The 16,413-nt window shown below is 61.4% G+C and carries 13 protein-coding genes; 3 read left to right on the top strand and 10 right to left on the bottom strand.

Features of this window, described 5'->3' with window-relative positions; genetic code table 11:
- Position 1: 1 nt before the first annotated feature.
- From ACEN93_RS06240 to ACEN93_RS06250, 3 genes are read right to left on the bottom strand one after another with little or no spacing between them, the layout of a single operon-like run.
- The gene (locus tag ACEN93_RS06240) at positions 2 to 868 is read right to left on the bottom strand and encodes a carbohydrate ABC transporter permease (RefSeq protein WP_007951487.1); all 867 of its coding nucleotides are present in this window, start codon (positions 866 to 868) and stop codon (positions 2 to 4) included.
- Positions 865 to 1,977 (bottom strand): ABC transporter ATP-binding protein, encoded by a 1,113-nt coding sequence (locus tag ACEN93_RS06245; protein WP_007951488.1) that lies wholly within the window; start codon positions 1,975 to 1,977, stop codon positions 865 to 867. Before ACEN93_RS06245 ends, ACEN93_RS06240 begins: the two co-directional genes overlap by 4 nt.
- A complete protein-coding gene (locus tag ACEN93_RS06250; protein WP_039767464.1) occupies positions 1,977 to 3,071 on the bottom strand; it encodes an ABC transporter ATP-binding protein in 1,095 nt (364 codons plus the stop codon). Before ACEN93_RS06250 ends, ACEN93_RS06245 begins: the two co-directional genes overlap by 1 nt.
- A 270-nt stretch (positions 3,072 to 3,341) precedes the next feature.
- Here ACEN93_RS06250 and ACEN93_RS06255 point away from each other — a divergent pair, with 270 nt between their 5' ends.
- Positions 3,342 to 5,192 (top strand): sigma-54-dependent Fis family transcriptional regulator, encoded by a 1,851-nt coding sequence (locus ACEN93_RS06255; protein ID WP_495611191.1) that lies wholly within the window; start codon positions 3,342 to 3,344, stop codon positions 5,190 to 5,192.
- 16 nt (positions 5,193 to 5,208) lie between these two features.
- On the opposite strand, the gene ACEN93_RS06260 is transcribed toward ACEN93_RS06255, so the two are convergent.
- The 3 genes from ACEN93_RS06260 to ACEN93_RS06270 all read right to left on the bottom strand — a co-directional run bounded on the left by ACEN93_RS06260 (position 5,209) and on the right by ACEN93_RS06270 (position 9,804).
- A complete protein-coding gene (locus ACEN93_RS06260; protein WP_039767469.1) occupies positions 5,209 to 6,420 on the bottom strand; it encodes an MFS transporter in 1,212 nt (403 codons plus the stop codon).
- A gap of 280 nt (positions 6,421 to 6,700) precedes the next feature.
- On the bottom strand, positions 6,701 to 8,083 hold the full coding sequence (cysS, locus tag ACEN93_RS06265; RefSeq protein WP_039767472.1) for a cysteine--tRNA ligase: 1,383 nt from the start codon (positions 8,081 to 8,083) through the stop codon (positions 6,701 to 6,703).
- A 20-nt stretch (positions 8,084 to 8,103) separates the two neighbouring features.
- The gene (locus ACEN93_RS06270; RefSeq protein ID WP_074688980.1) at positions 8,104 to 9,804 is read right to left on the bottom strand and encodes a glutamine--tRNA ligase/YqeY domain fusion protein; all 1,701 of its coding nucleotides are present in this window, start codon (positions 9,802 to 9,804) and stop codon (positions 8,104 to 8,106) included.
- 250 nt (positions 9,805 to 10,054) lie between these two features.
- On the opposite strand from ACEN93_RS06270, the gene ACEN93_RS06275 reads away from it, so the two are divergent.
- Both ACEN93_RS06275 and lpxH read left to right on the top strand, forming a co-directional pair.
- Entirely contained in the window at positions 10,055 to 10,561 is a 507-nt protein-coding gene (locus tag ACEN93_RS06275; protein WP_039767476.1) for a peptidylprolyl isomerase, read from the top strand.
- The gene (lpxH, locus tag ACEN93_RS06280) at positions 10,558 to 11,313 is read left to right on the top strand and encodes a UDP-2,3-diacylglucosamine diphosphatase (RefSeq protein ID WP_210709773.1); all 756 of its coding nucleotides are present in this window, start codon (positions 10,558 to 10,560) and stop codon (positions 11,311 to 11,313) included. Before ACEN93_RS06275 ends, lpxH begins: the two co-directional genes overlap by 4 nt.
- Before the next feature lie 137 nt (positions 11,314 to 11,450).
- Here lpxH and ACEN93_RS06285 read toward each other — a convergent pair whose 3' ends face one another.
- The 4 genes from ACEN93_RS06285 to ACEN93_RS06300 all read right to left on the bottom strand — a co-directional run bounded on the left by ACEN93_RS06285 (position 11,451) and on the right by ACEN93_RS06300 (position 16,232).
- On the bottom strand, positions 11,451 to 12,980 hold the full coding sequence (locus ACEN93_RS06285; RefSeq protein ID WP_039767480.1) for a DHA2 family efflux MFS transporter permease subunit: 1,530 nt from the start codon (positions 12,978 to 12,980) through the stop codon (positions 11,451 to 11,453).
- 92 nt (positions 12,981 to 13,072) lie between these two features.
- Positions 13,073 to 14,275, bottom strand: coding sequence for an HlyD family secretion protein (locus ACEN93_RS06290; RefSeq protein ID WP_495611192.1), 1,203 nt, complete (start codon positions 14,273 to 14,275; stop codon positions 13,073 to 13,075).
- 15 nt (positions 14,276 to 14,290) lie between these two features.
- Positions 14,291 to 15,760 (bottom strand): efflux transporter outer membrane subunit, encoded by a 1,470-nt coding sequence (locus ACEN93_RS06295; RefSeq protein WP_495611193.1) that lies wholly within the window; start codon positions 15,758 to 15,760, stop codon positions 14,291 to 14,293.
- Positions 15,750 to 16,232: a MarR family winged helix-turn-helix transcriptional regulator gene (locus ACEN93_RS06300; RefSeq protein ID WP_011334990.1), complete on the bottom strand. Its 483-nt coding sequence runs from the start codon at positions 16,230 to 16,232 to the stop codon at positions 15,750 to 15,752. The genes ACEN93_RS06295 and ACEN93_RS06300 overlap by 11 nt, the downstream gene beginning before the upstream one ends.
- Positions 16,233 to 16,413 lie beyond the last annotated feature (181 nt).

Genomic DNA, 16,413 nt, shown 5'->3' on the forward strand with positions numbered 1-16,413 from the left:
CTCAGCGGTTGGCATCGTTGTGGGTCATGGCGGTGTAGAACAGCCAGGACACCAGCAGGATGATCAGGAAGTACACCAGCGAGAATGCCGCCGCCGGCCCCAGGTCGAATTGGCCTACGGCCATCTGGGTCAGGGTCTGACTCAGGAAGGTCGTCGAGTTGCCCGGCCCGCCACCGGTGAGCACGAACGGCTCGGTGTAGATCATGAAGCTGTCCATGAAGCGCAGCATCACCGCGATCAGCAGCACGCTCTTCAACTTGGGCAACTGAATGTGCCGGAACACAGCCCAGGCCGAGGCCCGGTCGATGCGCGCGGCCTGGTAATACACATCGGGAATCGCCCGCAAGCCGGAAAAACACAGCAGCGCCACCAGCGAAGTCCAGTGCCAGACGTCCATCACCAGCACAGTGACCCAGGCGTCCATGGTGTTGGCCGCGTAGTTGTAGCTGATGCCCATGGCATTGAGGCTCGACCCCAGCAGGCCGATGTCGGCACGGCCGAAAATCTGCCAGATGGTGCCGACTACGTTCCATGGAATCAGCAACGGGATCGCCAGCACGATCAGCACCACCGACGACCAGCGACCCTTGGTCGGCATGGTCAGGGCAATGGCGATCCCGAGGGGGATTTCGATCAGCAGCACACACGCCGAGTAGATGAACTGGCGCAGCAACGAGTCGTGCAGACGCGGATCGAGCAGCACCTGCTTGTACCAGTCGGCACCGACGAAGTAGCGGCTGGACTGGTCGAAAATGTCCTGCACCGAATAGTTGACCACGGTCATCATCGGGATCACGGCACTGAACGCCACCAGCAGGAACACCGGCAACACCAGCCACCAGGCCTTGTTGTTCTGCACCTTGTTCATGGCTGTACCTCGCTGTCGGTGGCATCCAGCAGAAACTCGTCGGCGTAGACCATCAGCCACTGCGCCGGAAAACTGATGTACGCAGTGCCCTGGGGCACCGGTTTGTCCTCGGCCAGGCGCACTTTCAGCGGTGCGCCGTCCAGATCCAGGGTCATGATCTTGTAGGTGCCGAGGTCTTCGACGTGTACGACCCGCGCCTGCATCGCGTCATCAAACGGCTCGTCCCACACATGGATGAACTCGGGACGGATGCCGACCTTCAGATTTTTCCACTGGCCGTGTTCGATATGGCGCTGCAAGCCGTCGGACAGCGGCAGATGGGTTGAATTGAAACCGACCCCGCCCGGTTGCGGTTGCACTTCGATCAGGTTCATCCCCGGGCTGCCGATGAAGTAGCCGACAAAGGTGTGGCTCGGCCGCTCGAACAATTCCCGTGGCGTTCCGAACTGGACGATCTGGCCGCCGTACATCACCGCGATCTTGTCGGCAAAAGTCGAAGCCTCCAGCTGATCGTGAGTTACGTAGACCATGGTGATGTTGAACTGCTCGTGGATCTGCTTGAGCTTGCGCCGCAGTTTCCATTTCAGGTGCGGGTCGATCACCGTCAGCGGCTCGTCGAACAGAATCGCCGAGACGTCATCGCGCACCAGGCCACGGCCCATGGAGACTTTCTGTTTTTCGTCGGCGGTGAGGTTGCGCGCCTTTTTGCTCAACAGGTTTTGCAGGTCGAGGACTTCGGCGATTTCCTGCACCTTGCTGTGAACTTTCGCCTCGGCCAGGCCCTGATTGCGCAGGGGAAAGGCCAGGTTGTCGAACACGGTCATGGTGTCGTACACCACCGGGAACTGGAACACCTGGGCGATATTGCGCTTCTCCGGGGTCAGGTCGTTGACCGCTTTGCCATCGAACAGCACATGGCCCTGGGACGGGCTGAGCAGACCGGAAATGATGTTGAGCAAGGTCGATTTGCCGCAACCCGAAGGGCCGAGCAAGGCATAGGCGCCGCCCTGCTCCCAGATGTGGTCCATCTCGCGGATCGCATAGTCCTCGGGCCCGCTCGGGGTTTTGCTGTAGCTGTGGGCGAGGTGCTGCAAACGGATTTCGGCCATCAGGCAACCCTCGCGACGCGCCGGCCCGGTGCCTGCACCAGACGGCCCTGCGCATCGAACACAAACAGTTTATGGGTCGGAATGTAGATGCGGATCGGCGCATCGACGTCGTATTCGTGAACCCCCGGCAAATGCAACACCAGCAGAAAATGCTCGTTGCGCACGTGCAGGAAGGTTTCCGAACCGCTGATTTCCGCCACCTCGACGGTCACCGCCAGTTCCAGGTCGTCGTCGTTGCTCGGCACCAGCGAGATATGACTCGGGCGCACACCAAAACGGAACTCGCCCTCGCCCACTGGCCGCAGATCGACGTTCAGCGGGAAGTGCACGAAGTTGGCGAAACTCACTTCGTTACCGGCGATACGCCCCGGCATCAGGTTGATCGGCGGCTCGGAGAACAATTCGGCGGCCAGCACCGTTTGTGGCTGGTGGTAGACCTCGGTCGACGGGCCGCTCTGGATCACCCGGCCCTCGTGCAGAATGGTCGTGGTACCGCCCAGCGCCAGCGCTTCGTTGGGTTCGGTGGTGGCATAGATGGCGATGGTGTGGCGCGCCTTGAACAGCTCGCGCATTTCCTGGCGCAGCTCTTCGCGCAGCTTGTAATCGAGGTTGACCAGCGGCTCGTCGAACAGAATCAGCTCGGCATCCTTGACCAGCGCCCGCGCCATCGCGGTACGCTGCTGCTGGCCGCCGGACAGTTCCAGCGGATAACGCTGCAGAAACTTTTCGATGCGCAGCATCTTCGCGGTTTCCTGCACCTTGCTCTGGATCTGTTCGTTGGAGATCCCGGCCTGGCGCAGCGGCGAGGCGATGTTCTCGAACACCGTCATGGTCGGGTAATTGATGAACTGCTGATAGACCATCGACACGTTGCGCAAACGCACCGGACGCTGGGTGACGTCGACGCCGTTCATCAGGATGCGGCCGCTGTCGGGCTTGTCCAGACCGGCCATCAGGCGCATCAGACTGGTCTTGCCGGACAGCGTGCGTCCGAGCAAAACGTTGAAAGATCCAGGTTCGAATTTCAGGCTCGCATCGTCGATCCAGGTCTGGCCCTCGACGGTACGGCAGACGTGCTCCAGGGTGAGTGACATGGCTCGGCCTTTTTATTATTGGAGTCAAGCGACCTGTCCTGTAGAGCGACATTCGTGCCAGAAACGGCAAGCTGTTGATTTACCGTTAGATTCGCTGAAAGCCACGCAAACCGTGGTTCGTAGCTGAACACAAGTGAACAGTCGCGACTGAACAATTGAACAGTTTGGCGATTGACAATGAACAATAGTGAACAACACTCTATGGATGCTTTTTGCTCGTCGAACGAGCCATAACAAAAACAACAAAGCACCCTTCAGAGACTGCCAATCATGGCCGCACCTGCCCCGCCGCTGTCCCACGACGCCCTCGTCCAGAGTTCCTGGCAACGTTGCCGCGCGTTCGGTCTGGATCACCAAAGCGCCCCGGCCTTTGATCAGTTGCCCGCCGCCGGCATCGCGCATCTGCTCGACAGCCATCACGCGCTGGTGCAGACCACCCACCAGGAAGTCTTGCCCTACTACGAAAACATCCTCAGCAATTCCAACTGCCTGATCATGCTCGCCGACAATCAGGGCCAGGTGCTGACCTCGTGGGGCACGCAACGCTTTATCGAGCCGAGTCTGGCGCGGGGTTTTCAACCGGGAGCGAGTTGGATCGAACGCGCCAGCGGCACCAACGCCATCGGCACGGCGCTGGCCTGCGAGCAGGCGGTGCACATCGAACACGATGAACACTTTCTCAAGGCCAACCGCTTCATGACCGGTTCCGCCGCACCGATTTTCGATGCCGAGCGCAAGGTCATCGCCGTACTCGATGTGTCCAGCGACAGCTACCTGCCGCCCTCGCACACCCTCGGCATGGTCAAGATGATGAGCCAGACCGTGGAAAACCGGCTGATCCTCAACCTGTTCCATGGCCAGCACTTTCAACTGACCTTCAACACCGGGTTGAACAATCTCGACAGCCAGTGGGCCGGGCTGCTGATCTTTGATGAGAGCGGTCAGGTGCTGTCGGCCAACCGTCGGGCCGACAATCTGCTGGGTGTGCGCTTGTCGCGGGTCAGCGTTGAGAGTCTGTTCAAGGTCTCGTTGCTGGAGTTGATCAATCAGCCGGACGGTTTGCCGTTCGCCTTGCAGACCTCCGGGCGCAATCGTTTCCAGTGTTTGTTGAAGCGACCTAAACAGGCGCCGGTTCAGGCGCGTGTCTTCACTGAAACAAGAACCGCCGAACCGAAAGTCGCCGCACCGACGGCCATCAGCCTGAGCACTTTGCACTTCGGCGACAGCCGCGTGGAGAAAGCCGTGCGCCAGGCCGAACGTCTGCTGGAAAAGGACATCCCGCTGCTTATTCACGGGGAAACCGGGGTCGGCAAGGAAGTGTTCGTCAAAGCCCTGCATCAGGCCAGCTCCCGCAGCAAACAGGCGTTCATTGCCGTCAACTGCGCGGCGATCCCCGCCGAACTGGTGGAGTCCGAGCTGTTCGGCTATGAGAAAGGCGCGTTCACCGGCGCCAACCAGAAAGGCAGCATCGGCCTGATCCGCAAGGCCGACAAAGGCACGCTGTTCCTCGACGAGATCGGCGACATGCCGCTGCCGACCCAGGCCCGGCTGTTGCGGGTGCTGCAGGAGCGCTGCGTGCAACCGGTGGGCAGCAGCGAGCTGTTCCCGGTGGATCTGCGGATCATCTCCGCCACCAACCGTTCGCTTCGGGAACAGGTGCAACTGGGGCGCTTTCGCGAAGACTTGTACTACCGCATCGGCGGCCTGACTCTCGAATTACCACCGCTTCGCGAGCGCAGCGACAAGCAGGCGCTGTTCAAACGCCTGTGGGAACAACATCGCGAGCCGTCGCAGTGGGCGGGATTGAGTCGTGAGGTGCTGGAGCTGTTCGAGCGGCACCCGTGGCCGGGCAATCTGCGTCAGGTCAGCAGCGTGATGCAGGTGGCGCTGGCGATGGCCGAGGAGCAACCGATTAGGCCCGAGCATTTGCCGGACGATTTTTTTGTCGATCTGGAGATGGAGCCGGTTGAAGCGGCCGAGCCGTTGGGCATCGACCTGAACGATGCCGAGGCGCTGAACCGGGAGTTGCAACTGGCCGGCGGGAATATTTCCCACCTGGCTCGGCGATTGGGGGTGAGCCGCAATACGCTGTACAAGCGATTGCGGCAGCTTGAAAGCTGAGCGCCCCCATAGCCGGTCAGGCCGAAACGGTCGGCTCAACAGGCGCAGCCGATGCGGCCGCCAACGTCCGCAGGCCCATCAGCACCACGACCATCATCATCAGACCTGCAGCAATCGCGACCGCGAACCCTGCCCGTGCACCAAAAGCATCAATCACCAGCCCCGCCAGCATGCCGCCGAGCGCCACGCCGATGCTGATTCCGGTGGTCATCCACGTCAGGCCTTCGGTCATCCTCGCGGCAGGAATGATGATCGTCCCCAGCTTCATGACCACAACCATGGTCGGCGCGAACGAGATGCCGGCGATAAACAGCATCGCGGTAAGGACATAAACGTCCGGTGAGAAAATCGGCAATACGCCGGTGACTGCCGTGACCAGGATCCCGATAAAGAACTGCTTTTCAATCGCTAGCGAAACCCGCAACGCGCCGAAGGTCAGGCCCGCCACCAGCGAGCCGAACGCATAGGCGGCGAGGATGAAGGTGGCGGACGCTGGCCAGCCCTGGGCATTGGCGAACGCTACAACGGCGACATCGATCGATCCGCCAATGGCGCCCATCGCCAGCAGTGCCAGGACAATGGTGCGAACGCCGGGAATCAGCAGGGTCGAACCACTGTTTTTCCGGTTGCCCGCCACGACTTTCGGTTCGGTCTGACGCTGCATGAGAAACGCCGTCACGCCGACGGCCAGCAACCCCACCGCCACCAGCGGCCCGGCTTCCGCGAAAAAACTCACGCTCAAACCGATCGCCAGTGGCGGGCCGATGATGTAGGCCAGTTCGGTGAGAACCGTGTCCAGCGAGAACGCGGTGTGCAGTTGTGGCTTGCCACGAAACAGCTGCGTCCAGCGTGCGCGGATCATGGACGGCATGCTCGGCATCGTCCCCGCCAGTGCCGCCAGCACAAAAAACAGCGCGGCCGGCGCCCTCAGGTGCACGGCAACAATCAGCGCCAGCAACATGACGATGCTGAACGCCGTGACGACGGGCAGCACGCGACTCTGGCCTCGCCGATCAACCTGTTTCGAGATGCGCGGGCCGAGCAGCGCATTGGCCAGGGTAAACGTACCGGCGACTGCGCCGGCCAGCCAGTAAACGCCGGTCTGCTGCACCAGCATGGTGATGATGCCGATGCCGATCATTGCCTGGGGCAGTCGGGCAATAGAGCTCGCGAGGATCAGCCCGGTCGCGCCGGGTGTCGATACCAACTCGCGATAGTGATTAGCCATGATTCCTCCCTTCCGGATTCGCCGCTGATGAGCATCCTGCCGCGTGCGCTATCAAGACCTATGCGAATGCCAAAAGCAATCACACATTGTCTGGATCGTTCCCACGTCGAGGCGTCGAACCGTCTGCGTGGGAACGCCTCATTGGACGCTCCGCGTCCGCTTCGGCATGGGACGCGGAGCGTCCCGGGCTGCATTCCCACGCGGAGCGTGGGAACGATCAATGCGAACCGAAAAACAAAAACCCGCACAAGGCGGGTTTTGTTTGTAACAGGCGCAGCAATCAGTCAGCCAGACGCCAGGTCGTGCCGCCCTTGCCGTCTTCCAGCACCACGCCCATGGCGGTGAGCTGGTCGCGGATGCGGTCGGATTCGGCCCAGTCCTTGCCGGCACGTGCCGCCAGACGCGCAGCGATCAGCGCCTCGACTTCGGCTGCATCCACGCGCCCTTCGGCACCAGCTTGCAGGAAGTCGTCGGCTTCGAGCTGCAACACACCCAGCACGCTGGCCAGTTCTTTCAGGCGCGCCGCCAGACCGGCCGCGGCATCGAGATCGCTCTCACGCAGACGGTTGATCTCACGGACCATCTCGAACAGTACCGCGCAGGCTTCCGGCGTGCCGAAGTCGTCGTTCATCACCGTGGTGAAGCGCTCGACGAACGCTTCGCCGCCAGCCGGCGCCACGTTCGGCAGGCCTTTCAACGCGTGGTAGAAACGCTCCAGTGCGCCCTTGGCGTCCTTGAGGTTGTCTTCCGAGTAGTTGATCGCGCTGCGGTAGTGGCTCGACACCAACAGGTAACGCACGACTTCCGGGTGGTACTTATCGAGCACGTCGCGAATGGTGAAGAAGTTGTTCAAGGACTTGGACATCTTCTCGCCATTGATACGGATCATGCCGCAATGCATCCACGCGTTGGCGTAGGTCTTGCCGGTGGCCGCTTCGCTCTGGGCGATTTCGTTTTCATGGTGCGGGAACTCGAGATCGCTGCCGCCGCCATGAATGTCGAAAGTCTCACCGAGGCAGCAGGTGGACATCACCGAGCACTCGATGTGCCAGCCCGGACGCCCGGCGCCCCACGGCGATTCCCAGCTCGGCTCGCCCGGCTTGACGCCTTTCCACAGCACGAAGTCCAGCGGATCTTCCTTGGCTTCGTCGACCTCGATCCGCGCACCGATGCGCAGGTCTTCGATCTTCTTGCGCGACAGCTTGCCGTAGCCCATGAACTTGCCGACGCGGTAGTACACGTCGCCATTGCCCGGGGCGTAGGCGTAACCCTTGTCGATCAGGGTCTGGATCATCGCGTGCATGCCAGGGATGTGATCCGTGGCGCGCGGCTCCATGTCCGGCTTCTGGATGTTCAGGCGCGCTTCGTCTTCGTGCATCGCCGCGATCATGCGCTCGGTCAACGCTTCGAACGACTCGCCGTTCTCGTTGGCCCGGTTGATGATCTTGTCGTCGATGTCGGTGATGTTGCGCACGTAGGTCAGGTCATAACCGCTGAACCGCAACCAGCGGGTCACCAGGTCGAACGCGACCATGCTGCGGCCGTGGCCCAGGTGGCAGTAGTCGTACACGGTCATCCCGCAGACGTACATGCGCACCTTGTTGCCATCCAGCGGCTTGAAGACTTCTTTGCTCTTGGTGAGCGTGTTGTAGATCGTAAGCACGGTGTTTCCTTAAGACTTGATCACTGGCCCCACGAATCGCGCAGGGTCACGGTACGGTTGAATACCGGCTGACCTGGTTTCGAGTCCTTGATATCCGCGACGAAGTAGCCTTCGCGCTCGAACTGGAAACGGTCTTCCGGCTGTGCGTTGCCCAGCGAGGGTTCAGCACGACAACCGGTCAGCACTTGCAGTGAGTCAGGGTTGATGTTGTCCAGGAAACTCGCGCTGTCTTCGGCCTTCTCCGGGTTCGGAGAACGGAACAGGCGATCGTACAGACGCACTTCGCACTCGATGCTGGCAGCGGCCGGCACCCAGTGGATCACGCCCTTGACCTTGCGGCCTTCAGGGTTCTTGCCCAAGGTGTCCGGATCGTAGGAGCAACGCAGTTCGACGATGTTGCCGTCGGCGTCCTTGATCGCTTCGTCGGCACGGATCACGTAGCTGCCGCGCAGACGCACTTCGCCGTTCGGCTCCAGGCGCTTGTAGCCTTTTGGCGGTTCTTCCATGAAGTCATCGCGGTCGATGTAGATTTCACGGGCGAACGGCAGCTGGCGCACGCCAAGTTCTTCTTTCTGCGGATGACGCGGCAGTTCGAGGTTCTCGATCTGGCCTTCCGGGTAGTTGGTGATCACGACTTTCAACGGACGCAGCACGCACATGGCGCGCGGGGCGTTCGCGTCCAGGTCCTGACGGATGCTGAACTCGAGCATGCCGAAGTCGACCACGCCGTCGGAACGGTTGGTGCCGATCATCTCGCAGAAGTTGCGGATCGATGCCGGGGTGTAGCCACGGCGGCGGAAGCCCGACAGCGTGGACATGCGCGGATCGTCCCAGCCGTTGACGTGTTTCTCGTCAACCAGTTGCTTGAGCTTGCGCTTGCTGGTGATGGTGTAGTTGAGGTTCAGACGGCTGAACTCGTACTGACGCGGGTGCGCCGGCACTGGCAGTGCGTCGAGGAACCACTCGTACAGCGGACGATGGCTTTCGAACTCCAGGGTGCAGATCGAGTGGGTGATGCCTTCGATGGCGTCCGACTGACCGTGGGTGAAGTCGTAGTTCGGGTAGATGCACCACTTGTCACCGGTCTGGTGGTGATGGGCGTGGCGGATGCGGTACATGATCGGGTCGCGCAGGTTCATGTTCGGCGAGGCCATGTCGATCTTGGCGCGCAGCACGCGGGCACCGTCCGGGAACTCACCGGCGCGCATCCGGGCGAACCAGTCCAGGTTCTCTTCCACCGAACGGTCGCGGAACGGGCTGTTCTTGCCCGGCTCGGTCAGGCTGCCGCGGTATTCCCTGGCTTGCTCGGGCGTCAGGTCGTCGACGTAGGCCTTGCCGGCCTTGATCAGCTCGACGGCCCAGTCGTGCAACTGGTCGAAATATTGCGAGGCGTAGCGCACTTCGCCGGACCATTCGAAGCCCAGCCATTTGACGTCGCTTTCGATCGCGTCGATGTATTCCTGGTCTTCCTTGGCCGGGTTGGTGTCGTCGAAACGCAGGTGAGTGACGCCGCCGAACTCCTGGGCCAGGCCGAAGTTCACACAGATCGACTTGGCGTGGCCGATGTGCAGGTAGCCGTTGGGCTCAGGCGGGAAACGGGTGACGATCTGCGTGTGCTTACCCGAGTCCAGGTCCGCCTGGATGATCGGGCGCAGGAAATTGACCGGCGTAACGGGGCCGGTCTTGGAATTCGAGGTAGGGTCGACAGTGGGCTTGCTCATAGGATCCTTGAACGTACAGTGCGCGGCCGGGACACGGGCCTGACAAAACAAAGCGGCTATCATAGCCGATGCTGTCAAGCCCCTGACAGAGCAGGGCTTAAAAGGAATGCATTTAATCGCCGGGTTTTGAAAAACAGCCTCGAAATTCGCGCCTGTCACGCTAAACTGCGCACCTTGGCCCTCACGGGCTGAACCGGTACGGGGCCCAAATGTCCCAATACCCACGAATTCCTTATAAAGAGCATCGATCATGACTCAAGTTAAATTGACCACCAACTTCGGTGACATCGTCATCGAACTGAACGCTGAAAAGGCGCCTCTCACCACCGCCAACTTCATCGAATACGTCAAGAAAGGTCACTACGAGAACGTCGTGTTCCACCGCGTAATCAAAGGCTTCATGATCCAGGGCGGCGGTTTCGAGCCAGGCATGAAAGAAAAGAAAGACAAGAGCCCGAGCATCCAGAACGAAGCCGACAACGGTCTGAAGAACGACAAGTACACCATCGCCATGGCCCGCACCATGGACCCGCATTCGGCTTCGGCACAGTTCTTCATCAACGCCTCCGACAACAGCTTCCTGAACCACACCGCCAAGACCGCTCAGGGCTGGGGTTATGCCGTGTTCGGTAAAGTGGTTTCGGGCACCGACGTTGTCGACAAGATCGAAGGCGTTTCCACCACGTCCAAGGCAGGCCACCAGGACGTACCCGCAGACGACGTGATCATCGAGAAAGCCGAGATCATCGAAGCGTGATATTGCTGATTTCAGACTTGCATCTGGAGGAGGAGCGCCCGGACATTACCCGGGCGTTTCTGGATTTGCTCGCCGGACGCGCCCGCTCGGCGAGTGCGTTGTACATTCTGGGCGACTTCTTCGAAGCGTGGATTGGCGACGACGCCATGACGCCCTTCCAGCGTTCCATCTGCCAGGCCCTGCGCGAACTCAGCGACAGCGGCACGGCGATATTTCTGATGCACGGCAATCGCGACTTCATGCTCGGCAAGGCCTTCTGCAAGCAGGCCGGCTGCACGCTGTTGAAGGACCCGAGTGTCGTGCAGTTTTACGGCGAGCCCGTATTGCTGATGCACGGCGACAGCCTGTGCACCCGCGACGAAGCCTACATGAAGCTGCGCCGCTACCTGCGCAACCCGCTGAGCCTGTTCATCCTGCGCAACCTGCCGTTGCGCACCCGGCACAAACTTGCGCGCAAGCTGCGCAACGAAAGCCGGGCGCAGACGCGGATGAAGGCCAATGACATCGTCGATGTCACGCCGGAGGAAATTCCGCGAATCATGCAGGAGTATGGGGTGAAAACCCTGGTTCACGGACACACCCATCGCCCGGCGATCCACAAGTTGCAGATCGGCGATCAGGCGGCGAAGCGAATTGTGCTGGGGGATTGGGATCGTCAGGGTTGGGCGTTGCAGGTGGATGAGAACGGGTTTGCGTTGGCGCCATTCGACTTCGCACCGCCGCCAGCACTGCCCGCCCCCGCCACCGTCTGATCGTTCCCGGACTTAGTTGATCGTTCCCACGCTCTGCGTGGGAATGCCTCAATGGACGCTCCGCGTCCGCTTCGGCATGGGACGCGGAGCGTCCCGGGCTGCATTCCCACGCAGAGCGTGGGAACGATCTGCCTGACTTAGTGACCGCTGGCGGCCGGCCCTGCCTTCGCAGCAAACGGCGGCTTAGCCAGCCACACAATCAGAATCAACCCCATGAACCCCCAGCCCAGCAACGTGAAGTAATCCACGGTGGAGAGCATGTACGCCTGACTGGTGAGGATCTGATCCATCTGCGCATAGGCCGATTGGCTCGCGCCACCCAGCGAATGCAAGGTCTCGCGAGTCGCTGGTTCGAAGGTGCTGATACTCTCGCTCATGTAGGCATGATGCTGATCCGCCCGGCGAATCCAGATCCACGTAGTCAACGACGCCGCAAAGCTGCCGCCCAGCGTCCGCAGGAACGTCGCCAGACCCGCACCATCGGCAATCTGGCTCGGCGGCAGGTCCGACATCAGAATGCTCAGGGTCGGCATGAAGAACAGCGCCACGCCAATCCCCATGAACAGCTGCACCAGAGCGATGTGCTGGAAGTCCACTTCGTTGGTGAACTCGGCGCGCATGAAGCAGCTCAGACCGATCGCCAAGAACGCCAGCCCGGCCAGCAGGCGCAGGTCGAACTTGTGCGCGTACTTGCCGACAAACGGCGACAGCAGCACCGGCAGAATACCGATCGGTGCCACCGCCAGACCGGCCCAGGTCGCGGTGTAGCCCATCTGGGTCTGCAACCACTGCGGCAGGATCAGGTTGATGCCGAAGAACCCGGCGTAACCCAACACCAGCACCAGCGTGCCGATGCGGAAGTTGCGATAGGCAAATAGCCGCAGGTTGACCACCGGATGCTGGTCGGTCATTTCCCAGATCACGAACACCGCCAGCGCGATCACCGAAATCGCCGCGCCGATGATGATGAAGTTCGACTCGAACCAGTCCAGGTCATTGCCCTTGTCGAGGATCACCTGCAACGCGCCCACGCCGATGATCAGCGTGATCAGCCCGACGTAATCCATCGGCTGATGGCTGGTGACCACCGGGCGTTTGGCCAGCTGCTGGCGCACCACCATCACCGCGAAGATCCCGATCGGCACGTTGATGAAGAAAATCCACGGCCAGCTGTAACTGTCGGTGATCCAGCCGCCGAGGATCGGCCCGGCAATCGGCGCCACCACCGTAACCATCGCCAGCAACGCCAGGGCCATGCCCCGCCTCGCCGGCGGATACACCGCAATCAGCAGTGTCTGGGTCATCGGGTACAACGGCCCGGCCACCAGGCCTTGCAGCACGCGGAAGCCGATCAGTTCCGGCATCGACGTGGAGATACCGCAGAGGAACGAAGCCAGCACAAACAGGATGGTCGCCCACAGAAACAGCTTCACCTCGCCGAAGCGACGGCTCAGCCAGCCGGTGAGCGGCAGCGCAATGGCGTTGCTCACGGCGAACGAGGTGATGACCCAGGTGCCCTGCTCCGAACTCACGCCGAGGTTGCCGGAAATGGTCGGCAACGCCACGTTGGCGATGGTGGTGTCGAGCACCTGCATGAAGGTCGCCAGCGACAGGCCGATGGTGCTGAGCAACAGGCTGGGCGGCGTAAAAGAGGCGTTATTGCTCATCGCGAATCCTATGAAGCCGGGTTGGCGCCGTGTCTGTTACGGACACAGCTGCCCTTTGTGGGAGCAAGCCCGCTCCCACAGGGGGAAAGAGATCAGCGTTGCGCAGTCTTGCTGACCGCCGCGCTGTTGTCGTGGATCAACTGGGTGATCATCGCGTCGGCTTCGGCCAGTTGGCGGTCGTAGACGTTGGTGCTGAACGAGGCCTTTTGCGGCGGCTGCTGGGCCAGTACCGGACCGCTCTGGTCGTGCAGGTTGACCTCGACATTGGTCGACAGGCCGACGCGCAGCGGGTGTTTGGCCAGCTCTTCGGCGTTGACGTGAATCCGTACCGGCACACGTTGCACGATCTTGATCCAGTTACCGGTGGCGTTCTGCGCCGGCAACAGGGCGAACGCGCTGCCGGTGCCCGCGCCGAGGCTGTCGATGGTGCCGCTGAACTTGACGTCGCTGCCGTAGATGTCCGACTCGATCTCCACCGGTTGGCCGATGCGCATGTCACGCAGCTGGGTTTCCTTGAAGTTGGCGTCGATCCACAGCTGATCCAGCGGAATCACCGCCATCAGCGCGGTGCCCGGCTGCACACGCTGGCCAAGCTGCACGGTGCGCTTGGCGACATAACCGGTGACCGGCGCGATCAAGGTGCTGCGTGCGTTGGTCAGGTAGGCCTGACGCAGTTGCGCGGCGGCGGCCATCACGTCCGGGTGCGAGGAGACCACGGTGTCATCGACCAGCGCGCTGGTGGTTTTCAGCTGCTGTTTGGCATTGGCCAGGGCGTTTTGCGCCGAGGTCAGGTCATCGCGAGCGTGGGACAGTTCTTCCTGGGAAATCGCCCCGCCGGCCGCGAGGTTTTTCCGCCGGTTGAAGTTGTCCTGGGCTTTCTGCACTTCGGCCTGTTGCGCATTGACCTGGGCCTTCATGCCGTCGACGTTGCTGTACAGGCCGCGCACCTGACGCACGGTGCGGGCCAGATTGGCCTTGGCACTTTGCAGACCGACTTCGGCGTCGTTCGGGTCGAAGTTGATCAGCACCTGGCCTTCATGCACCAGATCGCCATCGTCGGCACCGATGCTGACCACGGTGCCGGTCACCAGCGGGGTGATTTCCACCACGTTGCCGTTGACGTAGGCGTCGTCGGTGCTTTCGCTCCAGCGCCGGATGAATTCGTGATACGCCCAGACGCCGGCACCGGCGAGGGCAACCACAACGGCCAGCACCAGCAGCATCACCTTGCGTTTGCGCGGATTGCCAGTGTCCTGGGCGTTGTCTTGAGCTTGTGTGTTTTCGGCAGTGGCCATGACAAGTACCTTGAATTAGTTGTGCGGCGTGGCTGGGGTGGCGTTGGCTGCGGTCAGGGTTTCACCCTGGAAGCCGCCGCCCAGCGCTTGCATCAGTTGAATCGACAGGTCGATCTGCTCGGCATTCAGGTTGGCCAGCTGACGCTGGGCCTGCAGCAATTGCTGCTCGATGCTGAGCACGTCCAGGTAGTTGCCGATGCCGGAACCGTAACGCTGGACGACGGTGTTGTAAGAATCCTGGGCAATCTCGGTCGCGTGCTGCTGGGCGCCGATCTGCCGGCCGATGTCACGCAACTGGTTGATCGTGTCGCTGACATCGCCCAGGGCTTTCACCAGGCTTTTGTTGTACTGCGCCACGGCGAGGTCGTAATCGGCGTCGCGGGCATCGAGGTTGGCGCGCAGACGTCCGCCATCGAAGATCGGCACCGAAATCGTCGGGGCAATGTTGAAGAAGCGACTGGCGGAACCGAACATCGCGTCCCCCAACAAGGATTCGGCACCGGCCGAAGCCGAGAGGTTCAGGTTGGGATAAAAGCGGGTCTTGGCCGAGTCGATGTCCTTGCTTGCCGCCTCGACACGCCAGCGCGCCGCGACCAGATCCGGGCGACGGCCCAGCAGTTCGGCCGGCAGCATCGATGGCAGTGCGACAGCGCTGGCTTGCAGGACTTTCGGCCGAGCGATTTCGTTGCCGCGATCCGGGCCTTTGCCGAGCAGCACGGCCAGGGCGATTTTTGCGCTGTTCAGGCGTTTTTCGGCGTCGATCAGGCTGGCTTCGGAGCTGGCTTCCAGACTTTGGGTCTGCTGGAACTGGTACTGGCTGTCGATCCCCGAACTCAAACGACGCTGGCTCAGGTCGAGCATCTGTTTGGTGCGCTTCAAATCTTCGTTGGCCAGGTCATAAACGATGTGCGCCTGACCCAGATCGCTGTAGGCCCGAGCCACGTCGGCGGCGAGGGTCAGTTGCGCGGCCTGACGGTCGACTTCGGCGGCGCGGGCCTGACCGAGTGCAGCTTCCCAGGCGTCACGCTGACCACCCCACAGGTCGAAGTTGTAATTGAAGCCGGCGCTGATGTTGCGCACGGTGGAGTAAGCCCCACCCTGCCCCAACGGGTCCTGGTCCTTGGCCAGACGCGAACGGCTGATGCCGGCGCTGGCGTCGAGGGTCGGATAACGCTCGGCATCGGCGGCATACGCGGCGGCGCTGGCCTGATGGGCGCGGGCGTCGGCGATCTGCATGTCCGGGCTGTCTTTCAGGGCTTCGCGAATCAGGCCGTCGAGCTGCGGATCGCCGAGGCTGGTCCACCAGTCGCTCTTCGGCCAGGCGGCCTGGGACAGGGTCACGCCGTTGAGCGATTGCCCGGCTTTCAGGGTTTTCGCATCGAGACTCGCGCCCTGGGTATCGAGGCCACTGTAGTTGGCGCAACCGGCGAGGATCATCGCCGACAGCACCAGTGTCAGGCTGCTGCGCAAGGTTTTACCGCTCATTGTGTTCACCTAACCGCTGGATGGTGATGGGGTCACCGGCTGCCAGCAAAATTTTCTTGAGGATGTATTCCAGGGTTTTCAACTCGTCCGGGGTCACGGCGCCGGCCAGTTCGTTCATGGCATCGGCACCGATGTGCGGCAGGCGATCGGCCAGTTGCTGGCCCTGCTCGGTGAGTTTGAGTTGCACCTGACGGCGATCGCCTTCGCTGCGTTGGCGAACCAGAAAACCTTTCTGCTCCAGACGATCGAGCATGCGGGTCATCGAACCGCTGTCCAGCGACAGGTGCCGGCACAGCTCGGCCGGGGTGTCGACGCCGAACTGGGCCATGATGATCAACACCTTGAACTGCGCGGCGGTGATGCCGTGGGGTTCCATGTGGGTGTCGATGATCTTGTCCTTGAGTAAAGCGGCACGGCCGAGCAACAGGCCGAGATGGCAATGCTGGAATTCGTCTGGGGTGAAATGCTTCATGTGCTCACCTAATAACTGCCTAGGCAGTGAATGTATGTCGAGATGTTACTGCCTAGGCAGCGAATGTCAACGTAATAGTTAGGTTGCTTTGTAATTAGCCGATAACTGACCGCGCAAGATCGTTCCCACGTCGAGGCGTCGAACCGTCTGCGTGGGAATGCATAAAGGGACGCTCTGCATC

The organism is Pseudomonas sp. Pseusp21, from assembly GCF_059492145.1.

What these genes read in the sequence shown, in the direction of transcription:
- ACEN93_RS06270 (WP_074688980.1), bottom strand. Translation starts at nt 9,804, where the DNA reads ATGAGCAAGCCCACTGTCGACCCTACCTCGAATTCCAAGACCGGCCCC.
- ACEN93_RS06245 (WP_007951488.1), bottom strand. Translation starts at nt 1,977, where the DNA reads ATGGCCGAAATCCGTTTGCAGCACCTCGCCCACAGCTACAGCAAAACC.
- ACEN93_RS06250 (WP_039767464.1), bottom strand. Translation starts at nt 3,071, where the DNA reads ATGTCACTCACCCTGGAGCACGTCTGCCGTACCGTCGAGGGCCAGACC.
- ACEN93_RS06295 (WP_495611193.1), bottom strand. Translation starts at nt 15,760, where the DNA reads ATGAGCGGTAAAACCTTGCGCAGCAGCCTGACACTGGTGCTGTCGGCG.
- ACEN93_RS06275 (WP_039767476.1), top strand. Translation starts at nt 10,055, where the DNA reads ATGACTCAAGTTAAATTGACCACCAACTTCGGTGACATCGTCATCGAA.
- ACEN93_RS06285 (WP_039767480.1), bottom strand. Translation starts at nt 12,980, where the DNA reads ATGAGCAATAACGCCTCTTTTACGCCGCCCAGCCTGTTGCTCAGCACC.
- ACEN93_RS06290 (WP_495611192.1), bottom strand. Translation starts at nt 14,275, where the DNA reads ATGGCCACTGCCGAAAACACACAAGCTCAAGACAACGCCCAGGACACT.
- ACEN93_RS06240 (WP_007951487.1), bottom strand. Translation starts at nt 868, where the DNA reads ATGAACAAGGTGCAGAACAACAAGGCCTGGTGGCTGGTGTTGCCGGTG.
- ACEN93_RS06260 (WP_039767469.1), bottom strand. Translation starts at nt 6,420, where the DNA reads ATGGCTAATCACTATCGCGAGTTGGTATCGACACCCGGCGCGACCGGG.
- ACEN93_RS06255 (WP_495611191.1), top strand. Translation starts at nt 3,342, where the DNA reads ATGGCCGCACCTGCCCCGCCGCTGTCCCACGACGCCCTCGTCCAGAGT.
- ACEN93_RS06300 (WP_011334990.1), bottom strand. Translation starts at nt 16,232, where the DNA reads ATGAAGCATTTCACCCCAGACGAATTCCAGCATTGCCATCTCGGCCTG.